Genomic DNA, 19148 nt, shown 5'->3' on the forward strand with positions numbered 1-19148 from the left:
TCTGGCACACTTGTTCCGCTGACGTCCGGCTCCGGTTCACCTCGCTGTTCGCGGGGACCCGGCGCTACGAGGAGAGGACACCATGAAGAGCGGTATTCACCCCGACTACCACGTCACCACGGTGACCTGCGGCTGTGGCAACACGTTCACCACGCGCAGCACCGCCGCGTCGGACACGATCCAGGTCGAGATCTGCTCGAACTGCCACCCGTTCTACACGGGCAAGCAGAAGATCCTGGACACCGGTGGCCGCGTGGCTCGGTTCGAGGCTCGCTACGGCAGGCGCAACACCAAGAAGTAGCGTCGCCGACGGCGCCCGTTTCTGCCGCCAGGGCAGGGGCGGGCGCCGTTTCGCGTTCAGCCCGGTGTTCGAGGAAGGGGCGGCCGGTGGAATCGGAATCGCTGCGAGTACTGCTCGACGAGTACGCCGAGCTGGAGGAACAGCTCGCGGACCCCGCGGTGCACGCGGACCAGGGCCGGGCCCGCAAACTGGGGCGCCGCTACGCGGAGCTCGCGCCCGTGGTCCGGGTGGTCAACGAGCTGGCTGCCACGCGCTCGGATCTGACGACGGCACGAGAGCTGGGCTCGGAGGACGAGTCGTTCGCCGAGGAGGCTGAGGCGCTCGCCGCGCGGCTGCCCGTGCTGGAGGCGCGGCTGACCGAACTGCTGCTGCCTCGGGACCCGTACGACGGCTCCGACGTGGTCATGGAGATCAAGTCGGGGGAGGGCGGCGAGGAGTCGGCGCTGTTCGCGGGCGATCTGCTGCGCATGTACCTGCGCTTCGCCGAACGGCAGGGCTGGACCGTCACGGTGCTCGACGCGACGCCGTCGGATCTGGGCGGCTACAAGGACGTCACAGTCTCGGTGCGCGGCAAGGGCACCGACGCGGACGGCGTGTGGGCACGGCTGAAGTTCGAGGGCGGGGTACACCGGGTGCAGCGGGTGCCTGCCACCGAGTCGCAGGGGCGTATCCACACCTCCGCGGCCGGGGTCCTGATCTATCCCGAGCCGGAGGAGATCGAGGTCGAGGTCGATCCCAACGACCTGCGGATCGACGTTTTCCGCTCGTCGGGCCCGGGTGGCCAGAGCGTGAACACCACCGACTCGGCCGTGCGGGTCACGCACCTGCCGACCGGGATCGTCGTGTCCTGCCAGAACGAGAAGTCGCAGATCCAGAACCGGGCCCGGGCCATCCAGGTCCTCCAGGCCAGGTTGCAGGCGCTGGCCGAGGAGGAGGCCGAGGCGAAGGCCGCCGACGCGCGCCGCTCCCAGGTCCGCACGGTGGACCGCTCGGAGCGGGTGCGCACCTACAACTTCCCGGAGAACCGGATCTCCGACCACCGGGTGAACTACAAGGCGTACAACCTCGACCAGGTGCTCGACGGTGAGCTGACGGGCGTGCTGGACGCGCTCTCGGCCGCCGACCGGGAGGAACGGCTCAGCGAGTCGCGGTAGCCGGGTGCGGGCGTACCGCGCGGAATACCCGGAACCGGGGCGGCGTTGATCGGCGACGTGTTGATCGGCGAACTGGCCGCGCGCACGGGCGTCGGAGCGCGGCTGCTGCGGTACTACGAGTCCCAGGAGCTGCTGCACGCGCGACGCGGCCCGAACGGCTACCGGACCTACGAACAGGACGCGGTGCTGCGCGTCCGCCAGATCAGGGCGTTGCTCGCGGCGGGCCTGACCACGGAGATGATCCGCGAGGTCCTGCCGTGCGCCGAGGGGGAAACCCCCGATCTGGTGATGTGCGAGGGGCTGCGGACTCTGCTGGACAGCAGGCTGGCCGTACTCGACGACCGGATCGAGGGATTGCGCCGGACGCGGGCGGCGCTGGCCGGGCTCGTCACACCGTGACCGACGTCCTTCGCGGGGTGGCGCTGCGCCTGTCGTGTCCGGGACGTGTGCCAGTCTTGTCCGTGTGAAGCGATTGCCCCTGCGACTAGCGCTGCTGGAGGCGACCCGACAGCTCGACGACGCCGGTGTGGCGTCGCCGCGCACCGACGCCGAGCTGATCGCCGCGCACGTCCTCGGCGTGGATCGCGGCAGGCTGCCGCTGGTGCCCCTCGTCGACCCGCCGGTGGTGGAGGCCATCGGCAGGATCGTCGCGGAGCGTGCCAAGCGGGTGCCGTTGCAGTACCTCACCGGGTACGCCGTGCTCGGCGACATCGCCGTGGAAGTCGGCAACGGCGTGTTCGTGCCGAGGCCCGAGACCGAGCTCCTGCTGGACTGGGGGCTGCGCCAGATCAAGGGCCGCGAGTATCCCGTGGTGGTCGACCTGTGTACCGGCTCGGGCGCGCTCGCGCTCGCGGTGGCGCACGCCAGACCGGACGCGGTCGTGTACGCGGTGGACAACGACCCGCACGCGCTGGCCTGGGCGCGGCACAACGCGGACCGCAGGGCCGAGGCCGGGGACACACCCATCCGGCTCTACACCGGTGATGTGACCGACGACACCGTGTTCGCCGAACTGGACGGGCTCGTGGACGTGGTGCTGTGCAACCCGCCGTACGTGCCGGAGGGCACGGAGGTACCGCCCGAGGTCGCCGACTTCGACCCGCCCCAGGCCGTGTTCGCCGCACGGGGAGGGCTTGCCGTGATCCGGCACGTGGTCACGATGGCCGCCCGGCTGCTGCGTCGCGGTGGGGGAGTCGCCATCGAACACGACGACACCCACGCCCGTGCCGTGCCCCCGCTGCTGCAGGCGCGGCGCGTGCTCACCGACGTGGCCGACCATCCCGACCTGGCCGGTCGTCCCCGGTTCGTCACCGCGAGGCGGGCATGACCCCGTGGGGCACCGACCGCCGTGCCGGGCGTCGCTAAGCTTGGCCCGCATGAGCGCGGTGTACGACTGCGGTGAGCCGCACACGAGGTCCGACGGACTGAAGGCAGCCGCCTCGGCGGTGCGATCGGGCAGGCTCGTGGTCCTGCCGACGGACACCGTCTACGGCATCGGCGCGGACGCGTTCGACGCCTCGGCGGTGCGGGCGCTGCTGGAGGCGAAGAACCGGGGCCCCGACATGCCGGTGGGGGTGCTGGTCGGCTCGTGGTCCACAGTGGATGGGCTGGTGCTGGGGATGCCCAGGCAGGCACGGGCGCTCATCGAGGCGTTCTGGCCCGGTGACCTCTCGATCGTCGTGGCGCACGCACCCAGCCTCCAGTGGAACCTCGGCACCACCCGGGGCACGGTCATGCTGCGGATGCCGCTGCACCCCGTGGCTCTCGAACTGCTGCGCGAGGTCGGCCCGATGGCCGTCTCCAGCGCCAACGTCTCGGGACAGCCCCCGGCCGGCACCGCGCAGGAGGCCGTCGACCAGCTCGGCGAATCGGTGGCCGTGTACCTCGACGGCGGCCCCAGCGGGGAACCCGTGCCCTCGACGATCGTGGATCTCACCGGAGAGGAACCCGAGCTGCTCCGGGAGGGAGCCGTGAGCGCGGAGGCGGTGGCGGAGGTGCTGGGCGAGGAGATCGGCCCGGCGCAGTGACCATGATCGGTGACGGTACCGTTGCGCGCTGTGAAACACGCGCGTGCCGTCCGTGTCCCTGTTGGAGGGTGACGCGGACGTGAATCCCGCCCCCGCCGGTCTGCCGATCCGGGAGTACCTGCTCGTCGGTCTCGTCTCGGCCGCCCTGACCTTCCTGCTGACCGCACTCGTCCGCCGCTTCGCCATCCGGGTGAAGGCGGTCGCGATCCCGCGCAAGCGCGACGTCCACGTCCTCCCGATCCCGAGGATGGGCGGCCTCGCCATGTACCTCGGCGTGGTCGGGGGCATGGCGATGGCCCACCAGCTGCCCGTGCTGAGGCGGGCCTTCGAGTACTCGTTCGACCCGGTCGCCGTCCTCATCGGAGGCGGCGTCATCGTGCTGATCGGCGCGCTGGACGACCGGTTCGAGCTGGACGCCTGGACCAAACTCGCCGGCCAGGTGATGTGTGCGGGCATCCTCGTGCTCTTCGGCGTGCAGTGGGTGTCGCTGTGGGTGCCCTGGGGCGGCGACACCGACTCGCTCGGCAACCTGCTGATCTTCGACCGCAACCAGGGCGGGTTGCTGGTCGTGCTGCTGGTGGTCGTCATGGTCAACGCCATGAACTTCGTGGACGGGCTCGACGGCCTCGCGGGCGGCCTCGGCCTCATCGCGGCGGCGGCGGTCTGCACGTTCTCGCTGTGGCTGCTGCACTCCTCGGGCGGCGACGTGGGCACCTACCCGCCCGCGCTCATCGCCGCCACGCTCGCCGGAGCCTGTCTGGGCTTCCTGCCGCACAACTTCCAGCCCGCGAAGATCTTCATGGGCGACTCGGGATCGATGATGATCGGCCTGATGCTGGCCGCCGCCAGCACCTCGGCCTCGGGGCGCATCACCTACATCTCGTTCGACGCCACCGACGTCGTCGCGCTGCTGTCTCCCCTGTTCGTCGTGGCCGCCGTGCTGTTTCTGCCCCTGCTCGACCTGGTGCTCGCGGTGGTGCGGCGCACCCGTCGCGGCGAGAGCCCGTTCGCGGCGGACAAGATGCACCTGCACCACCGGCTGCTGGAGATCGGGCACTCGCAGCGCAGGGCCGTTCTGCTGATCTACCTGTGGGCCGGCCTGCTCGCGTTCGGCGCGGTGGCGGTGGCGATGTTCGACACGACCGCCGTGTTCTGGGGAACCCTCGGCGGCCTGCTGCTCGCGGGTCTCGTGTCCTTCGTCCCCCGGCTGAAGCGGCAGCGGGCGAAGGAACCCGTATAGCCTGTCCCGGTTGGCCGGGTACGGGACGAGCAGGGAGCGACGGATGAACGCAGTGGACGGCGAGGCGGGACCCGCCACGGCGGCCGGCGGCGACACCCGCGAGGCCGACGACGCCGACGACGCGGTGCGTGCGGCCCACACCCGCTCGGTGCATGCTCTCGCCGAGGCCATGCTGCGCTGGGGGCTGCGGCTGGCGCTGCCCGCCGCGCTGGTGACGATCGGGGTGGCCACCGTGGCGGCCGGGGCCGAGGGCCTGGTGGGTGCCGGATTCGGCGTGGTGCTGGGCTTCGGCTCGTCGCTGGTGACGATCACGATGATGCGGATCGCCGCCACGCGCCCGCCGAACACGCTGATGGGGCTCGCGCTCGGCGGCTACGCGATCAAGATGACGGGCCTTCTGGTGGTCATGCTGCTGCTGCGGGACGTGGCCGGGTTCAGCAGACCCGCGCTGGCGTTCGGCATGCTCGTGGTCGTCGTCGCGTGGGCGGTCGCCGAGGTGGCGGCGTTCCAGACGACGAAGACGCCCACGCTCGTCGTCCCCCGAACGGCCCAGCGGCCTCCGGAGGACTGAGCCCGCGGCCCCGTAGAAGTACGCCCGTACGGCTAGTACGACCGCCCCTGGTAGGGTCCGCGACAAGGTCCCATCCCCGTGCGGGGGATGCCCTGCACGGTGCCGGAGCTGTATCCGGTACGTTAAGTCCAGGTTTGTGACGATTCCCCCGGCGGAGTGAACGCCGGCCGGGAGAACCGGAAGGAGCCCAGTTGGGCGCGCTGGTACTAGCCGCAGGTGACGAATTCACACCGCCGACGGCAGAGGCCTTCAACCTGCCCCCGATCTTCGGCTGGGTCACCAAACCCATGCTGCTCGCCGTGCTCTCCGTGGTCATCATCGTGGCATTCTTCGTGCTCACAACCCGGAAGATGAGCGTCGTTCCCGGCAAGGGGCAGTTCCTCGTCGAGTCGCTGTACGACTTCGGCCGCAACAACATCGCGCGTGAGCAGATCGGCGCGGCCGACTTCCTGCGTTTCGTCCCGCTGGTGCTGAGCCTGTTCACCTTCATCCTGGTGAACAACCTGTTCGGTCTCGTACCGATCCTGCAGTTCCCGACGATGTCGCACATCGGTTTCCCGCTGGCACTGTCGGTGCTGGTGGTCTACCCCGTCTACCACTACGCGGGCATTCGCAAGCACGGCCTCGGCACCTACCTGCGTAACCAGCTGGTTCCGCCCGGTGCGCCGAAGTTCGTCTACATCCTGCTCACGCCGATCGAGTTCTTCACCAAGTTCGTGATGAACCCGATCACGCTGGCGATCCGGGTGTTCGCCGCCATGTTCGCGGGCCACCTGCTCATCATGTTGTTCGGCATCTCGGCCGAATACCTGCTGCTGCACGGTGAGGGCCTGGTGAAGGCGGTTTCCGCGTTCTCGTTCGCGGGTGCCTTGGCGATCACGTTCATCGAGGCGCTCATCATGGTGATCCAGGCGTTCATCTTCGCGTTGCTGTCCGCCAACTACATCGGGGCCGCTTTGGCCGACGAACACTGAGCCAACCTCCCGACCCGCGGACGGCCGACGCGACGGTGACGTCCGTTCGACCCCAAGGCAAAACCTCCGTAAACCGAACACGGACGAAGTTGGAAAGGGAATACACGTGAGCTCCATGCTTCTTGCCCAGCAGGCCGCCGAAACCAGCATCAACTCGGGTCTGGCCGTCATTGGCTACGGACTCGGTGCCATCGGTGGTGGTATCGGCGTGGGCATGATCTTCTCGTCGGTCATCAGCGGAACCGCCCGTCAGCCCGAGGCCCAGGGCAAGCTGATGAACATCGGCTTCACCACCTTCGCCCTGGTCGAGGTGCTGGCGCTGCTCGGGTTCGTTCTCTTCTTCCTCGCAGGCTGACGTCGGTTCCACCGACCGTGAGTAACCAGACGAAGTGGAGACGGCGATGATTCTGGCGCAGGAAGAAGAGTACAACCCGGTTCTTCCGCACTTCTCCGAGATCATCATCGGTCTTATCGCTTTCCTCCTGCTGCTGTACGTCATCACGAAGTTCGTCAAGCCGCGCTTCGAGAAGTTGTACGAGGAGCGGGCAGCCAAGATCGAGGGCGGCATCGAGAAGGCCGAACAGGCTCAGGCCGAGGCGGAGCAGGCGCTGGCGCAGTACAAGGCGCAGCTCGCCGAGGCCAGGACCGAGGCGGCCAAGATCCGCGATGACGCGCGGGCCGAGGCCGAGCAGATCAAGGAGGAGTTGCGGGCACAGGCCGAGGAGGAGTCCCGGCGCATCGTGACTCAGGGTGAGGCACAGCTGCAGGCGCAGCGGGCTCAGCTGGTGGCCGAGCTCCGGGAGGAACTCGGACGCAACGCCGTCCTGCTCGCGGGGCGGATCGTCGGCGAGTCGCTCGAGGACGAGGCACGCCGCCGCGGCACCGTCGACCGGTTCCTCGACGAGCTCGAAGCCAGTGGGAACGGCGCGGCCGGAGCAAGGAAGTAGGGCCTAGATGACGCTGCATGCTGCGAGCCGCGAGGCTCTGAGCTTCGCCGAGACCCGTCTCGACGGAGTACTCGGCGACGCGGGCGCCGATCCGTCCGCCGTCGGGGAAGAGCTGCTCTCCGTGGTGGACCTGTTCACCAGGGAGATCGGGCTGCGGCGAGCCGTGTCGGACGGCTCGTCGGACCCCGAGGCCCGCAAGCGGCTGGTCGCGACCCTGCTGCGGGACAAGCTCTCGGGCCCCGCGTTGTCGGTGCTGGAAGCCGTGGCGGGTGGCCGCTGGTCGAACCCGCGCGAGCTGGTCGACGGCCTCGAACACCTCGGGTTCACCGCGCTGCTCGTCGGCGCGGAGAACGCGGGCAAGCTGGACTCCGTCGAGGACGAGTTGTTCCAGTTCGCTCGTATCCTGGATGGCAGGCCCGAGCTGGAGCGGGCGTTGTCCGACCGGACCACGCCCACCGAGGCCAAGCGCGGGCTCGTCCGCCAGGTCGTCGCCGACAAGGTCGACCCGATCACCCAGGTGCTGGTCGAGCAGGTCGTCGTCCGGCCGCGCGGTCGCAGCGTGGCATACGGCGTCGACCGGCTCGTGGAGCTGGCGGCCGGGCGCAGTGAGCGCGTGGTCGCCCGCGTCACCAGCGCGACCGAGCTGACGGCCGGGCAGCGCGAGCGGCTGACCGCTCAGCTCGGCAGGGTCTACGACCGCCCGATCGCCCTGCACGTGGCCCTCGACCGCTCACTGGGGTCGGGGCTCGTCATCCGGGTCGGCGACGAGGTGATCGACGGCAGCGCCGCCGGCAGGCTGGACGCCCTGCGCAGGCAACTGGCCGGGTGAGGTGGCCGACGACATGACACATACTTTGCAGACTGGCACGAACGAAGTGAGAGCGGGAACGACATGGCCGAGCTGACGATCTCCTCGGATGAGATCGCCAACGCGATCGAGAACTACGTCTCGAGTTACTCCCCGGACGTGAGCCGGGAAGAGGTCGGCGCCGTCGTCGACACCGGCGACGGTGTGGCCCACGTCGAGGGCCTGCCGGGCACCATGGCGAACGAGCTGCTGGAGTTCCCCGGCGGCATCCTCGGCGTCGCGCAGAACCTCGACCCGCGCCAGATCGGTGTCGTCATCCTCGGCGACTTCGATTCCATCGAAGAAGGCCAGGAAGTCAAGCGCACCGGCCGGATCCTCTCGATCCCGGTCGGCGAGAACTTCCTCGGCCGTGTCATCGACCCGCTCGGCAAGCCGATCGACGGCCTCGGTGACATCGAGTCCAGCGAGCGCCGCGCCCTGGAGCTCCAGGCTGCCTCCGTGGTGGAGCGGCAGCCGGTGGGTGAGCCGTTGCAGACCGGTATCACGGCCATCGACTCGATGACCCCGATCGGTCGCGGTCAGCGCCAGCTCATCATCGGCGACCGCAAGACCGGCAAGACGGCGGTCTGCGTCGACACGATCATCAACCAGAAGGCCAACTGGGAGAGCGGCGACCCGAAGCAGCAGGTGCGCTGCATCTACGTCGCCGTCGGCCAGAAGGGCTCCACGATCGCGTCGGTCCGCAAGTCGCTGGAGGACGCGGGCGCGATGGAGTACACGACCATCGTCGCCGCCCCGGCCTCCGACGCCGCCGGGTTCAAGTGGCTGGCCCCGTACTCGGGCTCCGCGCTCGGGCAGCACTGGATGTACGAGGGCAAGCACGTCCTGATCGTGTTCGACGACCTGACCAAGCAGGCCGAGGCGTACCGCGCGATCTCGCTGCTGCTCCGTCGTCCGCCGGGTCGCGAGGCGTTCCCCGGCGACGTCTTCTACTTGCACTCCCGCCTGCTGGAGCGCTGCGCCAAGCTGTCGGACGAGCTGGGCGCGGGCTCGCTCACCGGGCTGCCGGTCATCGAGACCAAGGCCAACGACATCTCGGCCTACGTGCCGACGAACGTCATCTCGATCACCGACGGGCAGTGCTTCTTCCAGTCGGACCTGTTCAACTCCGGCCAGCGCCCCGCCGTCGACGTCACCACCTCGGTGTCCCGAGTCGGTGGTGACGCGCAGATCAAGGCCATGAAGACGGTCTCGGGCTCGCTGCGGATCGACCTGTCGCAGTACGAGGAACTGAAGGCGTTCGCGGCCTTCGCCTCGGACCTCGACGCCACGTCGAAGGCCCAGCTCGACCGCGGTGCCCGCCTGTACGAGCTGCTCAAGCAGCCGCAGTACTCGCCGGTGCCGGTCGAGCAGCAGGTTCTCACGGTCTTCCTCGGATCCGGCGGTCACTACGACGACGTGCCGATCGAGGACACGGCCCGGTTCAACAGCGAACTGCTCGAGCACATCCGGCACAAGCACGCGGAGGTGCTCACCGAGATCCGCGAGAAGGGCAAGTGGAGCGAGGAACTCGCCGAGCGCGCCATCTCCGTGACGCAGGAGTTCAAGAAGGGCTTCACCACCTCGGAGGGCACCTCGCTGGTGGGTGACGAGTCCGTCGAGCCGATGGCCGCCGACCAGGTGGGACAGGAGTCCGTGAAGGTCCACCGTCCCTCGGCCGCGAAGAAGTAGGGCTGCGCCATGGCCGCTCAGCTTCGTGAGCTCCGGCAGAAGGTCCGGGCAACCAAGTCGATCGGGAAGATCACCAAGGCGATGGAACTCATCGCCACCTCCCGCATCAGCAAGGCACAGGCACGGGTCGGGGCCTCCCGGCCGTACAGCGCGGAGATCACCAACGTGCTCTCCGCGCTGGCCTCGGCCAGCACGAACCTCGACCACCCGCTGCTGGTGGAGCGCCCCAACCCCTCGCGGGTCGCCGTGCTCGTGATCACCAGTGACAAGGGGCTCTGCGGTGGCTACAACGCCAACGTGCTCCGGGCGACCGAGGAACTGCTGGCGCTCCTCCGGGAGCAGGGCAAGGAACCGCAGCTGAACGTGATCGGCGGGAAGGGCGTGAACTACTACCGGTTCCGCCAGCGCGAGATCGCGAACAGCTGGACCGGGTTCTCGCAACAGCCGCACTACGAGAACGCCGCCGAGGTGGGCGAGACGCTGGTGAACTCGTTCCTCGCCGGTGCGGACGACGAGGGCGCGAGCGCGGGAGCCGACGGCCTGCTGGGCGTGGACGAGCTCCACCTCGTCTACACCGAGTTCCGCTCGATGCTGACGCAGACGCCGGTCGCGCGCCGGATCGCTCCGCTCGAGGTCGAATACTCGGAGGGCATCGAGCCGGCGTACGAGTTCGAGCCGAACGCCGAGCAGTTGCTGGGTGCGCTCCTGCCGAAGTACATCAACACGCGGATCTACGCGGCGTTGCTGGAGTCGGCGGCGTCCGAGTTGGCGGCGCAGCGCAACGCCATGAAGTCGGCGTCCGACAACGCCAGCGAGCTGGTCGAGACGTACACCCGGCTGGCGAACCAGGCGCGCCAGGCCCAGATCACCCAGGAGATCAGCGAAATCGTCGGTGGGGCTGACGCGCTCGCCGCCACAGGAAGTGATGTGTAAGCCATGACTGCCGTGCAAGACACTGCAACCGCGACCAAGGGGCGGATCGTCTCCGTGACCGGGCCGGTCGTCGACGTCGAGTTTCCCCGTGGCGCGGTGCCCGCTCTGAACAACGCCCTCAAGGTTGAGATCGAGTTCGCGGAGCTGCGCAAGACGGTCACCCTTGAGGTGGCCCAGCACCTCGGCGACAACCTCGTGCGGACGATCTCGCTCCAGCCGCAGGACGGCCTGGTCCGGGGTGCCGAGGTGACCGACACCGGCGGCCCGATCTCGGTGCCGGTGGGCGACAAGGTGAAGGGTCACGTCTACAACGCGCTCGGCGAGTGCCTTGACGAGCCGGGCTACGGCGACGACCTGGAGCGCTGGGGCATCCACCGCAAGCCGCCCGCGTTCGACCAGCTCGAGGGCCGGACCCAGATGCTGGAGACCGGCCTGAAGGTGATCGACCTGCTCACCCCGTACGTGCAGGGTGGCAAGATCGGTCTGTTCGGTGGTGCCGGTGTCGGCAAGACGGTGCTCATCAAGGAGATGATCACCCGTGTCGCCAAGAACTTCGGTGGTACCTCGGTGTTCGCCGGGGTCGGTGAGCGTACCCGTGAGGGCACCGACCTGTTCCTGGAGATGAGCGAGGACGGCGTCATCAACGACACCGCGCTCGTGTTCGGCCAGATGGACGAGCCGCCCGGCACCCGTATGCGGGTGGCGCTGTCGGCGCTGACGATGGCGGAGTACTTCCGCGACGTCCAGAACCAGGACGTGCTGTTGTTCATCGACAACATCTTCCGGTTCACCCAGGCCGGCTCCGAGGTGTCGACCCTGCTCGGCCGCATGCCCTCGGCCGTGGGGTACCAGCCGACGCTGGCCGACGAGATGGGCGTGCTGCAGGAGCGGATCACCTCGACGCGCGGCCGTTCGATCACTTCGATGCAGGCGATCTACGTGCCCGCGGACGACTACACCGACCCGGCTCCGGCGACGACGTTCGCCCACCTGGACGCCACCACCGAGCTGTCGCGGTCGGTGTTCCAGAAGGGCATCTTCCCCGCCGTGGACCCGCTGGCCTCCACCTCCACGATCCTCGACCCGGCCATCGTCGGCGAGGAGCACTACCGGGTGGCGTCCGAGGTCATCCGCATCCTGCAGAAGTACAAGGAGCTGCAGGACATCATCGCGATTCTCGGTATGGACGAGCTCTCGGAAGAGGACAAGCTCACCGTGAACCGGGCGCGCCGCATCGAGCGGTTCCTGTCGCAGAACATGCTGGTGGCGGAGACGTTCACCGGTATGCCCGGTTCGACCGTGCCGATGTCGGAGACCATCGAGTCGTTCGACAAGATCAGCAAGGGCGAGTTCGACCACTACCCGGAGCAGGCGTTCCTGGGCATCGGTGGCCTCGAGGACCTCGAGAAGAAGTACAAGGAAATCACCGGCAAGTGAGTTCCGCGAGCGGCGGGGTGGCGTCCACTGTGGATGTGGCCCCGTCGTTCGTGTATCGCCGGTGTGCTCGCACGCCGGCGGGCCCGGCTACACTGGGCGGAACGCGTGTGAGGCATGAAGGAGAGCTACGTGGCTGAGATGTCCGTCGAGGTGGTGGCCGTCGAACGCCGCCTGTGGTCGGGAACGGCCCAGTTCGTCGTCGCGCAGACCACCGAAGGCGAGATCGGCATCCTGCCCGGTCACGAGCCCGTGCTGGGTCAGCTCGTCGAGGGTGGTGTCGTGAAGGTGACGACCACGGACGGCGAGACCGTGACGGCGGCCGTACACGGTGGGTTCCTGTCCGCCACCGGCGGCGCCGTCAGCGTGCTCGCCGAGTCGGCCGAGCTCGGCGAGGAGATCGACGTCGAGCAGGCCCGGCGGGCGGTGGCCGACGAGGACGCCGCGGAGCGTGCCAGGGCCTCGGCGAGGCTCCGGGCGGCTGGTCAATCGGCCTGACCGGGCGACGAGCGGGAGCCGACGATGGACATCGACACGCTGGTCCTGACGCTCCTGCTCGTGCTGTTCGTCGTCGCGCTGTGCTACGCGCTGCGGTGGGTGCTGATGCGCAGGCACGGCGGTGTCAGCGTGGCGCTGCGCTGGCAGCCCGACCGCGCCCGCTCCGGCTGGCACCTGGGTGTCGGCCGTTACCGGGGCGAGGAGTTCGTCTGGTACCGCGTGTGGAGCCTGCGAGTGGGCCCCAGCCGGGTCCTCCGGCGCGACACGCTCCAGATCGTCGGCAGGCGTGATCCGGTGGGAACCGAGTCGTACGCCGTTCCGGCGGGCTCACGGGTGTTGCGGTGCCAGTCCGGGGACGGTGAGCCGGTCGAGGTGGCGATGGGGCCCGGCGCGTTGACGGGGTTCCTGTCGTGGCTGGAGTCCGCTCCTCCCGGGCGCAGGCTTCCCCGGGCGAGCTGACTCCAGCCCTGTCAGTCACCGGTCGCCGCCGGGCCTCCAGAGCACGTCACCGTCGGGGTTGGCGACGCGGGCCAGGATGAACAGCAGGTCGGACAACCGGTTCAGGTAGGTGACGGCGAGCGTGTTGGTGCCGTCCGGTTCCGCCTCGGCCAGCGTCCACGCCGACCGCTCGGCCCTGCGGGCCACCGTGCGCGCCTGGTGCAGCAGCGCGGCCCCGGGGGTGCCGCCGGGGAGGATGAACGACGTCAGCTTGCCCACGCGCTCGTTGTACTCGTCGCACCAGCCTTCGAGCCGGTCGACGTAGTCCTGGGTGACACGCAGCGGCGGGTACGGCGGGTCCTCCGACACCGGCGTGCTGAGGTCGGCCCCCACGTCGAAGAGGTCGTTCTGCACGGTGCGCAGCACCTGCGCGAGGTCGTCGGGCAGCGAACCCAGGGCGATCGCGACCCCGACGACGGAGTTGGTCTCGTCCACGTCCGCGTAGGCGCCGAGCCTCGGGTCGGTCTTGCGCACGCGGCTGCCGTCGCCGAGCGCGGTGGTGCCGCTGTCGCCGACTCGGGTGTAGACGCGGTTGATCCGTACGGGCATGGCCGCAGTCTAGGTGCAGCGTGCCGGGAGAGGTACCGGCCACATCGGGGTGCGCGGCCCTGAGGGGCACACCTATCGTCCTCTGGTGGCCGAACGTTTCAATCTTTGCGATCTTGTGACCCGGTCGGTACGTGGCGTGCCCCATCGCACACGCTCCGGGGCCGCCGGGCAAGATGGGCGACCATGAGCGAGCACTTCGACGTGTACGGCGGTGCGCGTCTGGTCGGCGAGGTCGAGGTCGTGGGCGCCAAGAACAGCGTGTTGAAGCTGATGGCGGCCGCCCTGCTCGCCGAGGGAACCACGACGATCAGCAACTGCCCCCGGATCCTCGACGTGCCGCTGATGGCGGACGTGCTGCGCAGTGTCGGCTGCGAGGTCGAGATGGCGGACGACGTCACGCGGATCACCACGCCAGCCGAGCTGTCGCACCGGGCCGACTCGGCCGCGATGGGCAAGCTGCGCGCGTCGGTGTGCGTGCTCGGCCCGCTCGTCGGGCGGTTGAAGCGCGCCGTGGTGGCGCTTCCCGGGGGCGACGCGATCGGCTCGCGGCCGCTGGACATGCACCAGAACGGCCTGCGCAAGCTGGGGGCCACGAGCACGATCGAGCACGGGTGTGTCGTGGCCGAGGCCGACGGGCTGCACGGCGCGCAGATCTGGCTGGACTTCCCCAGCGTGGGAGCTACCGAGAACATCCTCATGGCCGCCGTGCTCGCCCAGGGCACCACAGTGATCGACAACGCGGCGCGGGAGCCGGAGATCATCGACCTGTGCACGATGCTCACCGAGATGGGCGCCCGCATTGAAGGTGCTGGCACGTCGACGCTCACCGTGGAGGGCGTGGACGCGCTGCATCCCACCGAGCACGTGGTGATCGGCGACCGCATCGTGGGCGCGACGTGGGCTTTCGCCGCGGCTATGACACAGGGCGACGTCACGGTGACGGGCGTCGACGCCCACCACCTCGACCTCGTGCTGGAGAAGCTGCGGCTCGGTGGCGCCGACGTCACGACCTTCGACGGCAAAGGCTTCCGCGTGGTGCAGAGTGAGCGCCCGCGTTCGGTGGACTTCGTGACGCTGCCGTACCCGGGTTTCGCCACGGACCTCCAGCCCTTCGCCGTGGCACTGTCGTCGGTCTGCGACGGCACCTCCATGATCACGGAGAACGTCTACGAGGCGCGCTTCCGGTTCATCGAGGAGATGGTGCGCCTCGGCGCGGACGCCAGGACCGACGGCCACCACGCCGTCGTGCGGGGCGTGGAGCGGCTGTCGAGCGCGCCGGTATGGGCCTCCGACATCCGGGCGGGAGCGGGGCTGGTGCTCGCGGGGCTGTGCGCCGAGGGCGTCACCGAGGTGTGGGACGTCTTCCACATCGACCGCGGCTACCCGGCCTTCGTCGAGAACCTCAACCGCCTCGGCGCGCGAGTGGAGCGGGTCACGGCCGAACCCGACCGCGTGGTGGCCGGTTAGGGGCTCTTAGCCATCCACGGCGAGAGCCGCGCCGAAGCCGATCAGAGTCGTGCCGGTGGCCACGTCCAGCCCCCTGCGTACGCGCCTGCGTCCCAGCCAGGCGCGTACGGAGTGGACGAACCCGACCAGGAGCAGCAACCACACCGCGCCCAGCACGGCGACGGTGTAGGCCAGCAGCAGGGTGTCGGTGAGCGAGTTGTGCGCGGGGTCGATGAACTGCGGCAGCACGGACAGGTAGAGCGCGAGCACCTTCGGGTTCGTGACGTTCGAGAGGAACCCCTCGCGGAACCGCCGGAAACCCATGACCTGCGTTCCGGTGTGGTCGAGGCTCGCGTAGTCGCCCCGACGGGCCGACCGGAGTGCCTGCACGCCGAGGTAGCACAGGTAGACCACACCGAGCCAGCGCAGCGTGTGGAACACCGGCTGCGACCCGACGATCACCGTGCCCAGCCCGAACGCGACCGCGGTGCCCTGCACGACGTTGCCCGCCGCGATTCCCGCCGTCGCCAGGAGACCGCCGCGGACACCGCCCGCGAACGAGTTCTTGAGCGTCACGACGGTGTCGGGTCCGGGAGCGAGGACCACCAACACCACCAGAACGAGGTAACTGCCGTACGTACTCCAGGTCACGGAACGCCAGCGTAACCCGTGGTCCGCCGGGTCGGGGTGTCGCGAAGGCCACCCTCGCCGCGTGCGATGCAGTCAGGGTGGCCTTCGCGACACCGTTACCGCGACGGAGACCATCCCGTCGGGCGACGGGTTTCCGCTGCGCGATCGGCGGGCCCTCCTTACCGTCGGAACTGGAATGCACCGGAAATCCGGTGCGCACGCGCGGTCGCGCGGCTCCGACCGGCCCACATCGACAAGGGGTGCGACCATGGTTCACACCGAATGGACGCGGCGGGTCCTGTCGCGGCGATCGGCCGTCAAAGGCGCGATCGCGCTCGGCGTCACGGCGTCGCTGGCGGCCTGTACGGAAGCACCGCAGACCGGCGGCCAGGGCGGCGGCAACACGTTGCAGCGACTGCGCGACGCCGGCACGGTCAACATCGGGATCGCGGGCGAGATCCCCTACGGCTTCACCAGGGACGGCGAGGTGACCGGCGAGTCGCCCGAGGTCGCCAAGGCCGTGTTCCGGGCCATCGGGGTGCCGAACGTGAGTGCCACGCAGGTGGAGTTCGGTCAGCTGATCCCCGCGCTCAACGCGGGCCAGTACGACATGGTCGCCGCGGGAATGGCGATCCTGCCGGAGCGGTGCAGGCAGGCGCAGTTCTCCGCGGTCGACTACGTCACCAACACGGCGTTTCTGGTGCCCGAGGGCAACCCGGAAGGCGTCGCCAACTTCGAGGACGTCCGGGCCAGTGGCGTGAACCTCGCGGTGCTGTCGGGCACCATCGAGCAGCAGGTCGCCCAGGACCTCGGTGTGCCGGGCGGGCAGCTCCAGACCTACGGCGGCCAGGCCGAGCTGCTGCAGGCGGTACAGGCGGGCCGCGCCTACGCCGGCGCACTGACCGACATCTCCCTGCGGGCGCTGCTGGACCAGAACCCGGGTGCGCAGCTGGAGGTCACCGAGGGCTTCGTGCCCGTCGTGGACGGCCAGGAGGCGTTGCAGGCCGGTGGCTTCGTCTTCCGGCAGGGCGAGACCGAGCTGGTCGACGCGTTCAACCGGGAGCTGACCACGTTGCACGACAACGGCCGGTGGCTGGAGATCGTGCGGCCCTTCGGGTTCACGGAGGACAACCTGCCGCCGGAGAACGTCACCACCGAGCAGTTGTGTGCGGGCGAGTGATGCTGGGGCGGCGCCGGTAGCCGACGATGTTCGACAACACCGCCCACTTCGTCTCCGTCATCGCGGGCGGCCTGGTGGTGACGCTGCAGGCGACCGTGGGCGGCATCCTCCTCGCCACGGTCCTGTCCGTGGTCGCGGGTCTCGCCATGCTCTCGCGGATCACCGTGGTGCGCGTGATCACCCGCACCTACGTCGAGATCTGGCGTGGCACCTCGGAGGTCGTGCAGCTCTTCTGGATCTACTTCGTCCTTCCCGTGCTCACGGGGTTCCAGCTCCTGCCACTGTGGGCGGGGATCGTGGTGCTCGGCCTCAACTTCGGTGCCTACGGGGCGGAGATCGTGCGCGGCGCCGTGCAGTCGGTGCCCCGGGAGCAGTACGAGGGCTGCGTGGCCCTGAACTTCACGCCGTGGCAGCGCATGCGACGAGTGATCCTTCCGCAGGCGCTGGTGGAGATGGTCCCGCCGTTCAACAACCTGTTCATCCAGCTGCTCAAGGGCACCGCGCTGCTGACCTTCATCACCGTGCCCGAGATGACGCACCAGGCTTCGGTCATCCTCGTGCCGTCCTTCACCGGTGAGGTGGCGCAGATCTTCACGATCACGCTGCTGTTCTACCTCGTGCTGTCCATTGTGATCACTCTGGTCATGCGCGCGGTCGAACGGTGGGCCGCGGCGAAGGTCGGCCGGACACCGCGCAAGCGTGACGTGGCGCTGGGCAAGGGCGGTGGCGTGGCGTGAACTGGGACTGGGACTGGGACTACGCCTTCGAGGTGCTGCCCGCGATCCTCGACGGCCTGCTGGTCACCCTCCAGGCCACGGTGCTCGGGTCGATCCTCGCCTATGTGCTCGGCCTGGTGCTGGCGCTGCTGCGCCGTTCCCGCCTGCGGGTGGTCAGCGGCGTCACGTGGTTGTTCGTCGAGTTCGTGCGCAGCACCCCGTTGCTGGTGCAGCTGTTCTTCCTGTTCTTCGTCTTCCCGCAGTTCGGTGTCACGCTGTCGCCGATGGTCGCCGGTGTGCTCGGGCTGGGCGTTCACTACGCGACCTACACCTCGGAGGTGTATCGCGCCGGGATCGAGGCGGTGCCGACAGGGCAGTGGGAGGCCGCGACCGCGCTCAGCCTGCCACCGGCACGCACGTGGACCGCCGTGATCCTGCCGCAGGCCGTCCCGCGCGTGTTGCCTGCCCTGGGCAACTACACGATCTCGATGTTCAAGGAGACGCCGCTGTTGCTGGCCATCGGGGTCCTGGACATCGTCGGCGCGGCCGAGGAGGAGGCGGCGCTGAACTTCGACTACGTGGAACCGATCACCATCGCGGGTGTGCTCTTCCTGCTGCTGAGCTATCCGTCGTCACTACTCGTCCGATACCTGGAGCGTCGTTTTGGACTCGCACGGTGAACTGCCGGACCGCCCCGCGGCCGACGTGATGATCCGGTTCGACCGGGTGCTCAAGAAGTTCGGCGACAACGTGGTGCTGCACGACCTGAGCTTCGACGTGAAGCCAGGAGAGTTCGTCACGCTCATCGGTCCCAGCGGGTCGGGCAAGACCACCATCCTGCGGCTGTTGATGACGCTGGAACGGGTCAACGGCGGCACCATCCAGGTCGGGGACGAATACCTCACCCACGTCGAGCGCGGGGGCAGGCTCGTCCCCGCCGACGAGAAGCACCTGCGCCTCATCCGTCGCCGGATCGGGATGGTGTTCCAGCAGTTCAACCTGTTCCCGAACATGAAGGTGCTGCAGAACGTCACCGAGGCGCCGACCCGCGTGCTGGGCCTGTCCCGGGACGAGGCCGAGACGAAGGCCAGGTCGTGGCTGGAGATGGTGGGGCTCAGCGACAAGGTCGACGCCCATCCCTCGCAGCTGTCCGGCGGGCAACAGCAGCGCGTCGCCATCGCGCGTGCGCTGGCGATGGAACCCGACGTGCTCCTGCTCGACGAGGTGACCTCGGCGCTCGACCCCGAGCTGATCGCCGGTGTGCTGGCGGTGCTGCGCGAGATCGCCCGGACCACCGACATCACGTTCCTCTGCGTGACCCACGAGATGCAGTTCGCCCGCGACGTGTCGGATCGGGTGATGATGTTCGACCAGGGCCAGGTGATCGAGGACGCGCCCCCGGGCGTGCTGTTCACGGAACCCACGCACGCCCGGACGCGGGAGTTCCTGCACGCCGTGCTCGACCGGACGTGAGGCCGCGCTCCGAGCACCGCCTTTTCCATCCGCGCGTC

General features: G+C 69.0%; 23 protein-coding genes. 21 read left to right on the forward strand and 2 right to left on the reverse strand.

What is annotated here, in order from left to right:
- Nucleotides 1–82: 82 nt before the first annotated feature.
- From rpmE to FFT09_RS13995, 16 genes are all read left to right on the forward strand, one after another.
- Nucleotides 83–301, forward strand: coding sequence for a 50S ribosomal protein L31 (gene rpmE, locus FFT09_RS13920; protein ID WP_024874755.1), 219 nt, complete (start codon nt 83–85; stop codon nt 299–301).
- Nucleotides 302–387: 86 nt separating this feature from the next.
- Nucleotides 388–1455 (forward strand): peptide chain release factor 1, encoded by a 1068-nt coding sequence (gene prfA / locus FFT09_RS13925; protein ID WP_081191385.1) that lies wholly within the window; start codon nt 388–390, stop codon nt 1453–1455.
- A gap of 57 nt (nt 1456–1512) precedes the next feature.
- Complete coding sequence (locus tag FFT09_RS13930) at nt 1513–1854, forward strand: MerR family transcriptional regulator (protein WP_081192255.1); 342 nt, start codon at nt 1513–1515, stop codon at nt 1852–1854.
- A gap of 64 nt (nt 1855–1918) precedes the next feature.
- The gene (prmC, locus tag FFT09_RS13935) at nt 1919–2782 is read left to right on the forward strand and encodes a peptide chain release factor N(5)-glutamine methyltransferase (protein WP_024874752.1); all 864 of its coding nucleotides are present in this window, start codon (nt 1919–1921) and stop codon (nt 2780–2782) included.
- A gap of 49 nt (nt 2783–2831) precedes the next feature.
- Nucleotides 2832–3482, forward strand: a complete 651-nt coding sequence (locus FFT09_RS13940) for an L-threonylcarbamoyladenylate synthase (RefSeq protein ID WP_024874751.1) — start codon at nt 2832–2834, stop codon at nt 3480–3482.
- A 79-nt stretch (nt 3483–3561) separates the two neighbouring features.
- Nucleotides 3562–4722 (forward strand): glycosyltransferase family 4 protein, encoded by a 1161-nt coding sequence (locus tag FFT09_RS13945; RefSeq protein ID WP_024874750.1) that lies wholly within the window; start codon nt 3562–3564, stop codon nt 4720–4722.
- Between the two features lie 43 nt (nt 4723–4765).
- Nucleotides 4766–5293 carry a Cg1360 family ATP-synthase-associated protein gene (locus tag FFT09_RS13950; RefSeq protein WP_081191383.1) on the forward strand — a complete coding sequence of 176 codons (528 nt, stop codon included), beginning with the start codon at nt 4766–4768 and terminating at the stop codon, nt 5291–5293.
- 191 nt (nt 5294–5484) lie between these two features.
- The gene (gene atpB, locus FFT09_RS13955; protein WP_081191382.1) at nt 5485–6267 is read left to right on the forward strand and encodes a F0F1 ATP synthase subunit A; all 783 of its coding nucleotides are present in this window, start codon (nt 5485–5487) and stop codon (nt 6265–6267) included.
- 115 nt (nt 6268–6382) lie between these two features.
- On the forward strand, nt 6383–6622 hold the full coding sequence (locus FFT09_RS13960; protein ID WP_037333984.1) for an ATP F0F1 synthase subunit C: 240 nt from the start codon (nt 6383–6385) through the stop codon (nt 6620–6622).
- 46 nt (nt 6623–6668) lie between these two features.
- On the forward strand, nt 6669–7214 hold the full coding sequence (locus tag FFT09_RS13965; protein WP_024874746.1) for a F0F1 ATP synthase subunit B: 546 nt from the start codon (nt 6669–6671) through the stop codon (nt 7212–7214).
- Between the two features lie 7 nt (nt 7215–7221).
- Nucleotides 7222–8043 carry a F0F1 ATP synthase subunit delta gene (locus FFT09_RS13970; RefSeq protein ID WP_024874745.1) on the forward strand — a complete coding sequence of 274 codons (822 nt, stop codon included), beginning with the start codon at nt 7222–7224 and terminating at the stop codon, nt 8041–8043.
- Nucleotides 8044–8106: 63 nt separating this feature from the next.
- Nucleotides 8107–9753, forward strand: coding sequence for a F0F1 ATP synthase subunit alpha (gene atpA / locus FFT09_RS13975; protein ID WP_138382947.1), 1647 nt, complete (start codon nt 8107–8109; stop codon nt 9751–9753).
- 9 nt (nt 9754–9762) lie between these two features.
- A complete protein-coding gene (locus tag FFT09_RS13980; protein WP_138382948.1) occupies nt 9763–10686 on the forward strand; it encodes a F0F1 ATP synthase subunit gamma in 924 nt (307 codons plus the stop codon).
- Nucleotides 10687–10689: 3 nt separating this feature from the next.
- Nucleotides 10690–12123 carry a F0F1 ATP synthase subunit beta gene (gene atpD, locus FFT09_RS13985; protein WP_138382949.1) on the forward strand — a complete coding sequence of 478 codons (1434 nt, stop codon included), beginning with the start codon at nt 10690–10692 and terminating at the stop codon, nt 12121–12123.
- A 129-nt stretch (nt 12124–12252) separates the two neighbouring features.
- On the forward strand, nt 12253–12618 hold the full coding sequence (locus FFT09_RS13990; RefSeq protein WP_024874741.1) for a F0F1 ATP synthase subunit epsilon: 366 nt from the start codon (nt 12253–12255) through the stop codon (nt 12616–12618).
- Nucleotides 12619–12642: 24 nt separating this feature from the next.
- Nucleotides 12643–13077: a DUF2550 domain-containing protein gene (locus FFT09_RS13995; protein ID WP_024874740.1), complete on the forward strand. Its 435-nt coding sequence runs from the start codon at nt 12643–12645 to the stop codon at nt 13075–13077.
- A 15-nt stretch (nt 13078–13092) separates the two neighbouring features.
- On the opposite strand, the gene FFT09_RS14000 is transcribed toward FFT09_RS13995, so the two are convergent.
- Nucleotides 13093–13665 carry a cob(I)yrinic acid a,c-diamide adenosyltransferase gene (locus FFT09_RS14000; RefSeq protein WP_081191376.1) on the reverse strand — a complete coding sequence of 191 codons (573 nt, stop codon included), beginning with the start codon at nt 13663–13665 and terminating at the stop codon, nt 13093–13095.
- Nucleotides 13666–13848: 183 nt separating this feature from the next.
- Here FFT09_RS14000 and murA point away from each other — a divergent pair, with 183 nt between their 5' ends.
- Nucleotides 13849–15132 (forward strand): UDP-N-acetylglucosamine 1-carboxyvinyltransferase, encoded by a 1284-nt coding sequence (gene murA, locus FFT09_RS14005; RefSeq protein WP_081191375.1) that lies wholly within the window; start codon nt 13849–13851, stop codon nt 15130–15132.
- A gap of 6 nt (nt 15133–15138) precedes the next feature.
- Here murA and FFT09_RS14010 read toward each other — a convergent pair whose 3' ends face one another.
- On the reverse strand, nt 15139–15762 hold the full coding sequence (locus FFT09_RS14010) for a LysE family translocator (protein WP_138382950.1): 624 nt from the start codon (nt 15760–15762) through the stop codon (nt 15139–15141).
- A 247-nt stretch (nt 15763–16009) separates the two neighbouring features.
- On the opposite strand from FFT09_RS14010, the gene ehuB reads away from it, so the two are divergent.
- From ehuB to ehuA, 4 genes are read left to right on the forward strand one after another with little or no spacing between them, the layout of a single operon-like run.
- Entirely contained in the window at nt 16010–16921 is a 912-nt protein-coding gene (ehuB, locus tag FFT09_RS14015; protein WP_081191373.1) for an ectoine/hydroxyectoine ABC transporter substrate-binding protein EhuB, read from the forward strand.
- A 26-nt stretch (nt 16922–16947) separates the two neighbouring features.
- Nucleotides 16948–17658, forward strand: a complete 711-nt coding sequence (ehuC, locus tag FFT09_RS14020) for an ectoine/hydroxyectoine ABC transporter permease subunit EhuC (RefSeq protein ID WP_081191372.1) — start codon at nt 16948–16950, stop codon at nt 17656–17658.
- Nucleotides 17655–18317, forward strand: coding sequence for an ectoine/hydroxyectoine ABC transporter permease subunit EhuD (gene ehuD / locus FFT09_RS14025; protein WP_138382951.1), 663 nt, complete (start codon nt 17655–17657; stop codon nt 18315–18317). Before ehuC ends, ehuD begins: the two co-directional genes overlap by 4 nt.
- 28 nt (nt 18318–18345) lie before the next feature.
- The gene (gene ehuA / locus FFT09_RS14030; protein ID WP_081192253.1) at nt 18346–19110 is read left to right on the forward strand and encodes an ectoine/hydroxyectoine ABC transporter ATP-binding protein EhuA; all 765 of its coding nucleotides are present in this window, start codon (nt 18346–18348) and stop codon (nt 19108–19110) included.
- The last annotated feature ends 38 nt before the right edge of the window (nt 19111–19148 follow it).

It is taken from the genome of Saccharomonospora piscinae, from assembly GCF_005862235.1.
GTDB lineage: Bacteria > Actinomycetota > Actinomycetes > Mycobacteriales > Pseudonocardiaceae > Saccharomonospora > Saccharomonospora piscinae.

What these genes read in the sequence shown, in the direction of transcription:
- rpmE (WP_024874755.1), top strand. Translation starts at nt 83, where the DNA reads ATGAAGAGCGGTATTCACCCCGACTACCACGTCACCACGGTGACCTGC.
- FFT09_RS13940 (WP_024874751.1), top strand. Translation starts at nt 2,832, where the DNA reads ATGAGCGCGGTGTACGACTGCGGTGAGCCGCACACGAGGTCCGACGGA.
- FFT09_RS13950 (WP_081191383.1), top strand. Translation starts at nt 4,766, where the DNA reads ATGAACGCAGTGGACGGCGAGGCGGGACCCGCCACGGCGGCCGGCGGC.
- FFT09_RS13960 (WP_037333984.1), top strand. Translation starts at nt 6,383, where the DNA reads ATGCTTCTTGCCCAGCAGGCCGCCGAAACCAGCATCAACTCGGGTCTG.
- FFT09_RS13965 (WP_024874746.1), top strand. Translation starts at nt 6,669, where the DNA reads ATGATTCTGGCGCAGGAAGAAGAGTACAACCCGGTTCTTCCGCACTTC.
- FFT09_RS13970 (WP_024874745.1), top strand. Translation starts at nt 7,222, where the DNA reads ATGACGCTGCATGCTGCGAGCCGCGAGGCTCTGAGCTTCGCCGAGACC.
- atpA (WP_138382947.1), top strand. Translation starts at nt 8,107, where the DNA reads ATGGCCGAGCTGACGATCTCCTCGGATGAGATCGCCAACGCGATCGAG.
- FFT09_RS13980 (WP_138382948.1), top strand. Translation starts at nt 9,763, where the DNA reads ATGGCCGCTCAGCTTCGTGAGCTCCGGCAGAAGGTCCGGGCAACCAAG.
- atpD (WP_138382949.1), top strand. Translation starts at nt 10,690, where the DNA reads ATGACTGCCGTGCAAGACACTGCAACCGCGACCAAGGGGCGGATCGTC.
- FFT09_RS13995 (WP_024874740.1), top strand. Translation starts at nt 12,643, where the DNA reads ATGGACATCGACACGCTGGTCCTGACGCTCCTGCTCGTGCTGTTCGTC.
- FFT09_RS14000 (WP_081191376.1), bottom strand. Translation starts at nt 13,665, where the DNA reads ATGCCCGTACGGATCAACCGCGTCTACACCCGAGTCGGCGACAGCGGC.
- murA (WP_081191375.1), top strand. Translation starts at nt 13,849, where the DNA reads ATGAGCGAGCACTTCGACGTGTACGGCGGTGCGCGTCTGGTCGGCGAG.
- ehuB (WP_081191373.1), top strand. Translation starts at nt 16,010, where the DNA reads ATGGTTCACACCGAATGGACGCGGCGGGTCCTGTCGCGGCGATCGGCC.
- ehuC (WP_081191372.1), top strand. Translation starts at nt 16,948, where the DNA reads ATGTTCGACAACACCGCCCACTTCGTCTCCGTCATCGCGGGCGGCCTG.
- ehuA (WP_081192253.1), top strand. Translation starts at nt 18,346, where the DNA reads ATGATCCGGTTCGACCGGGTGCTCAAGAAGTTCGGCGACAACGTGGTG.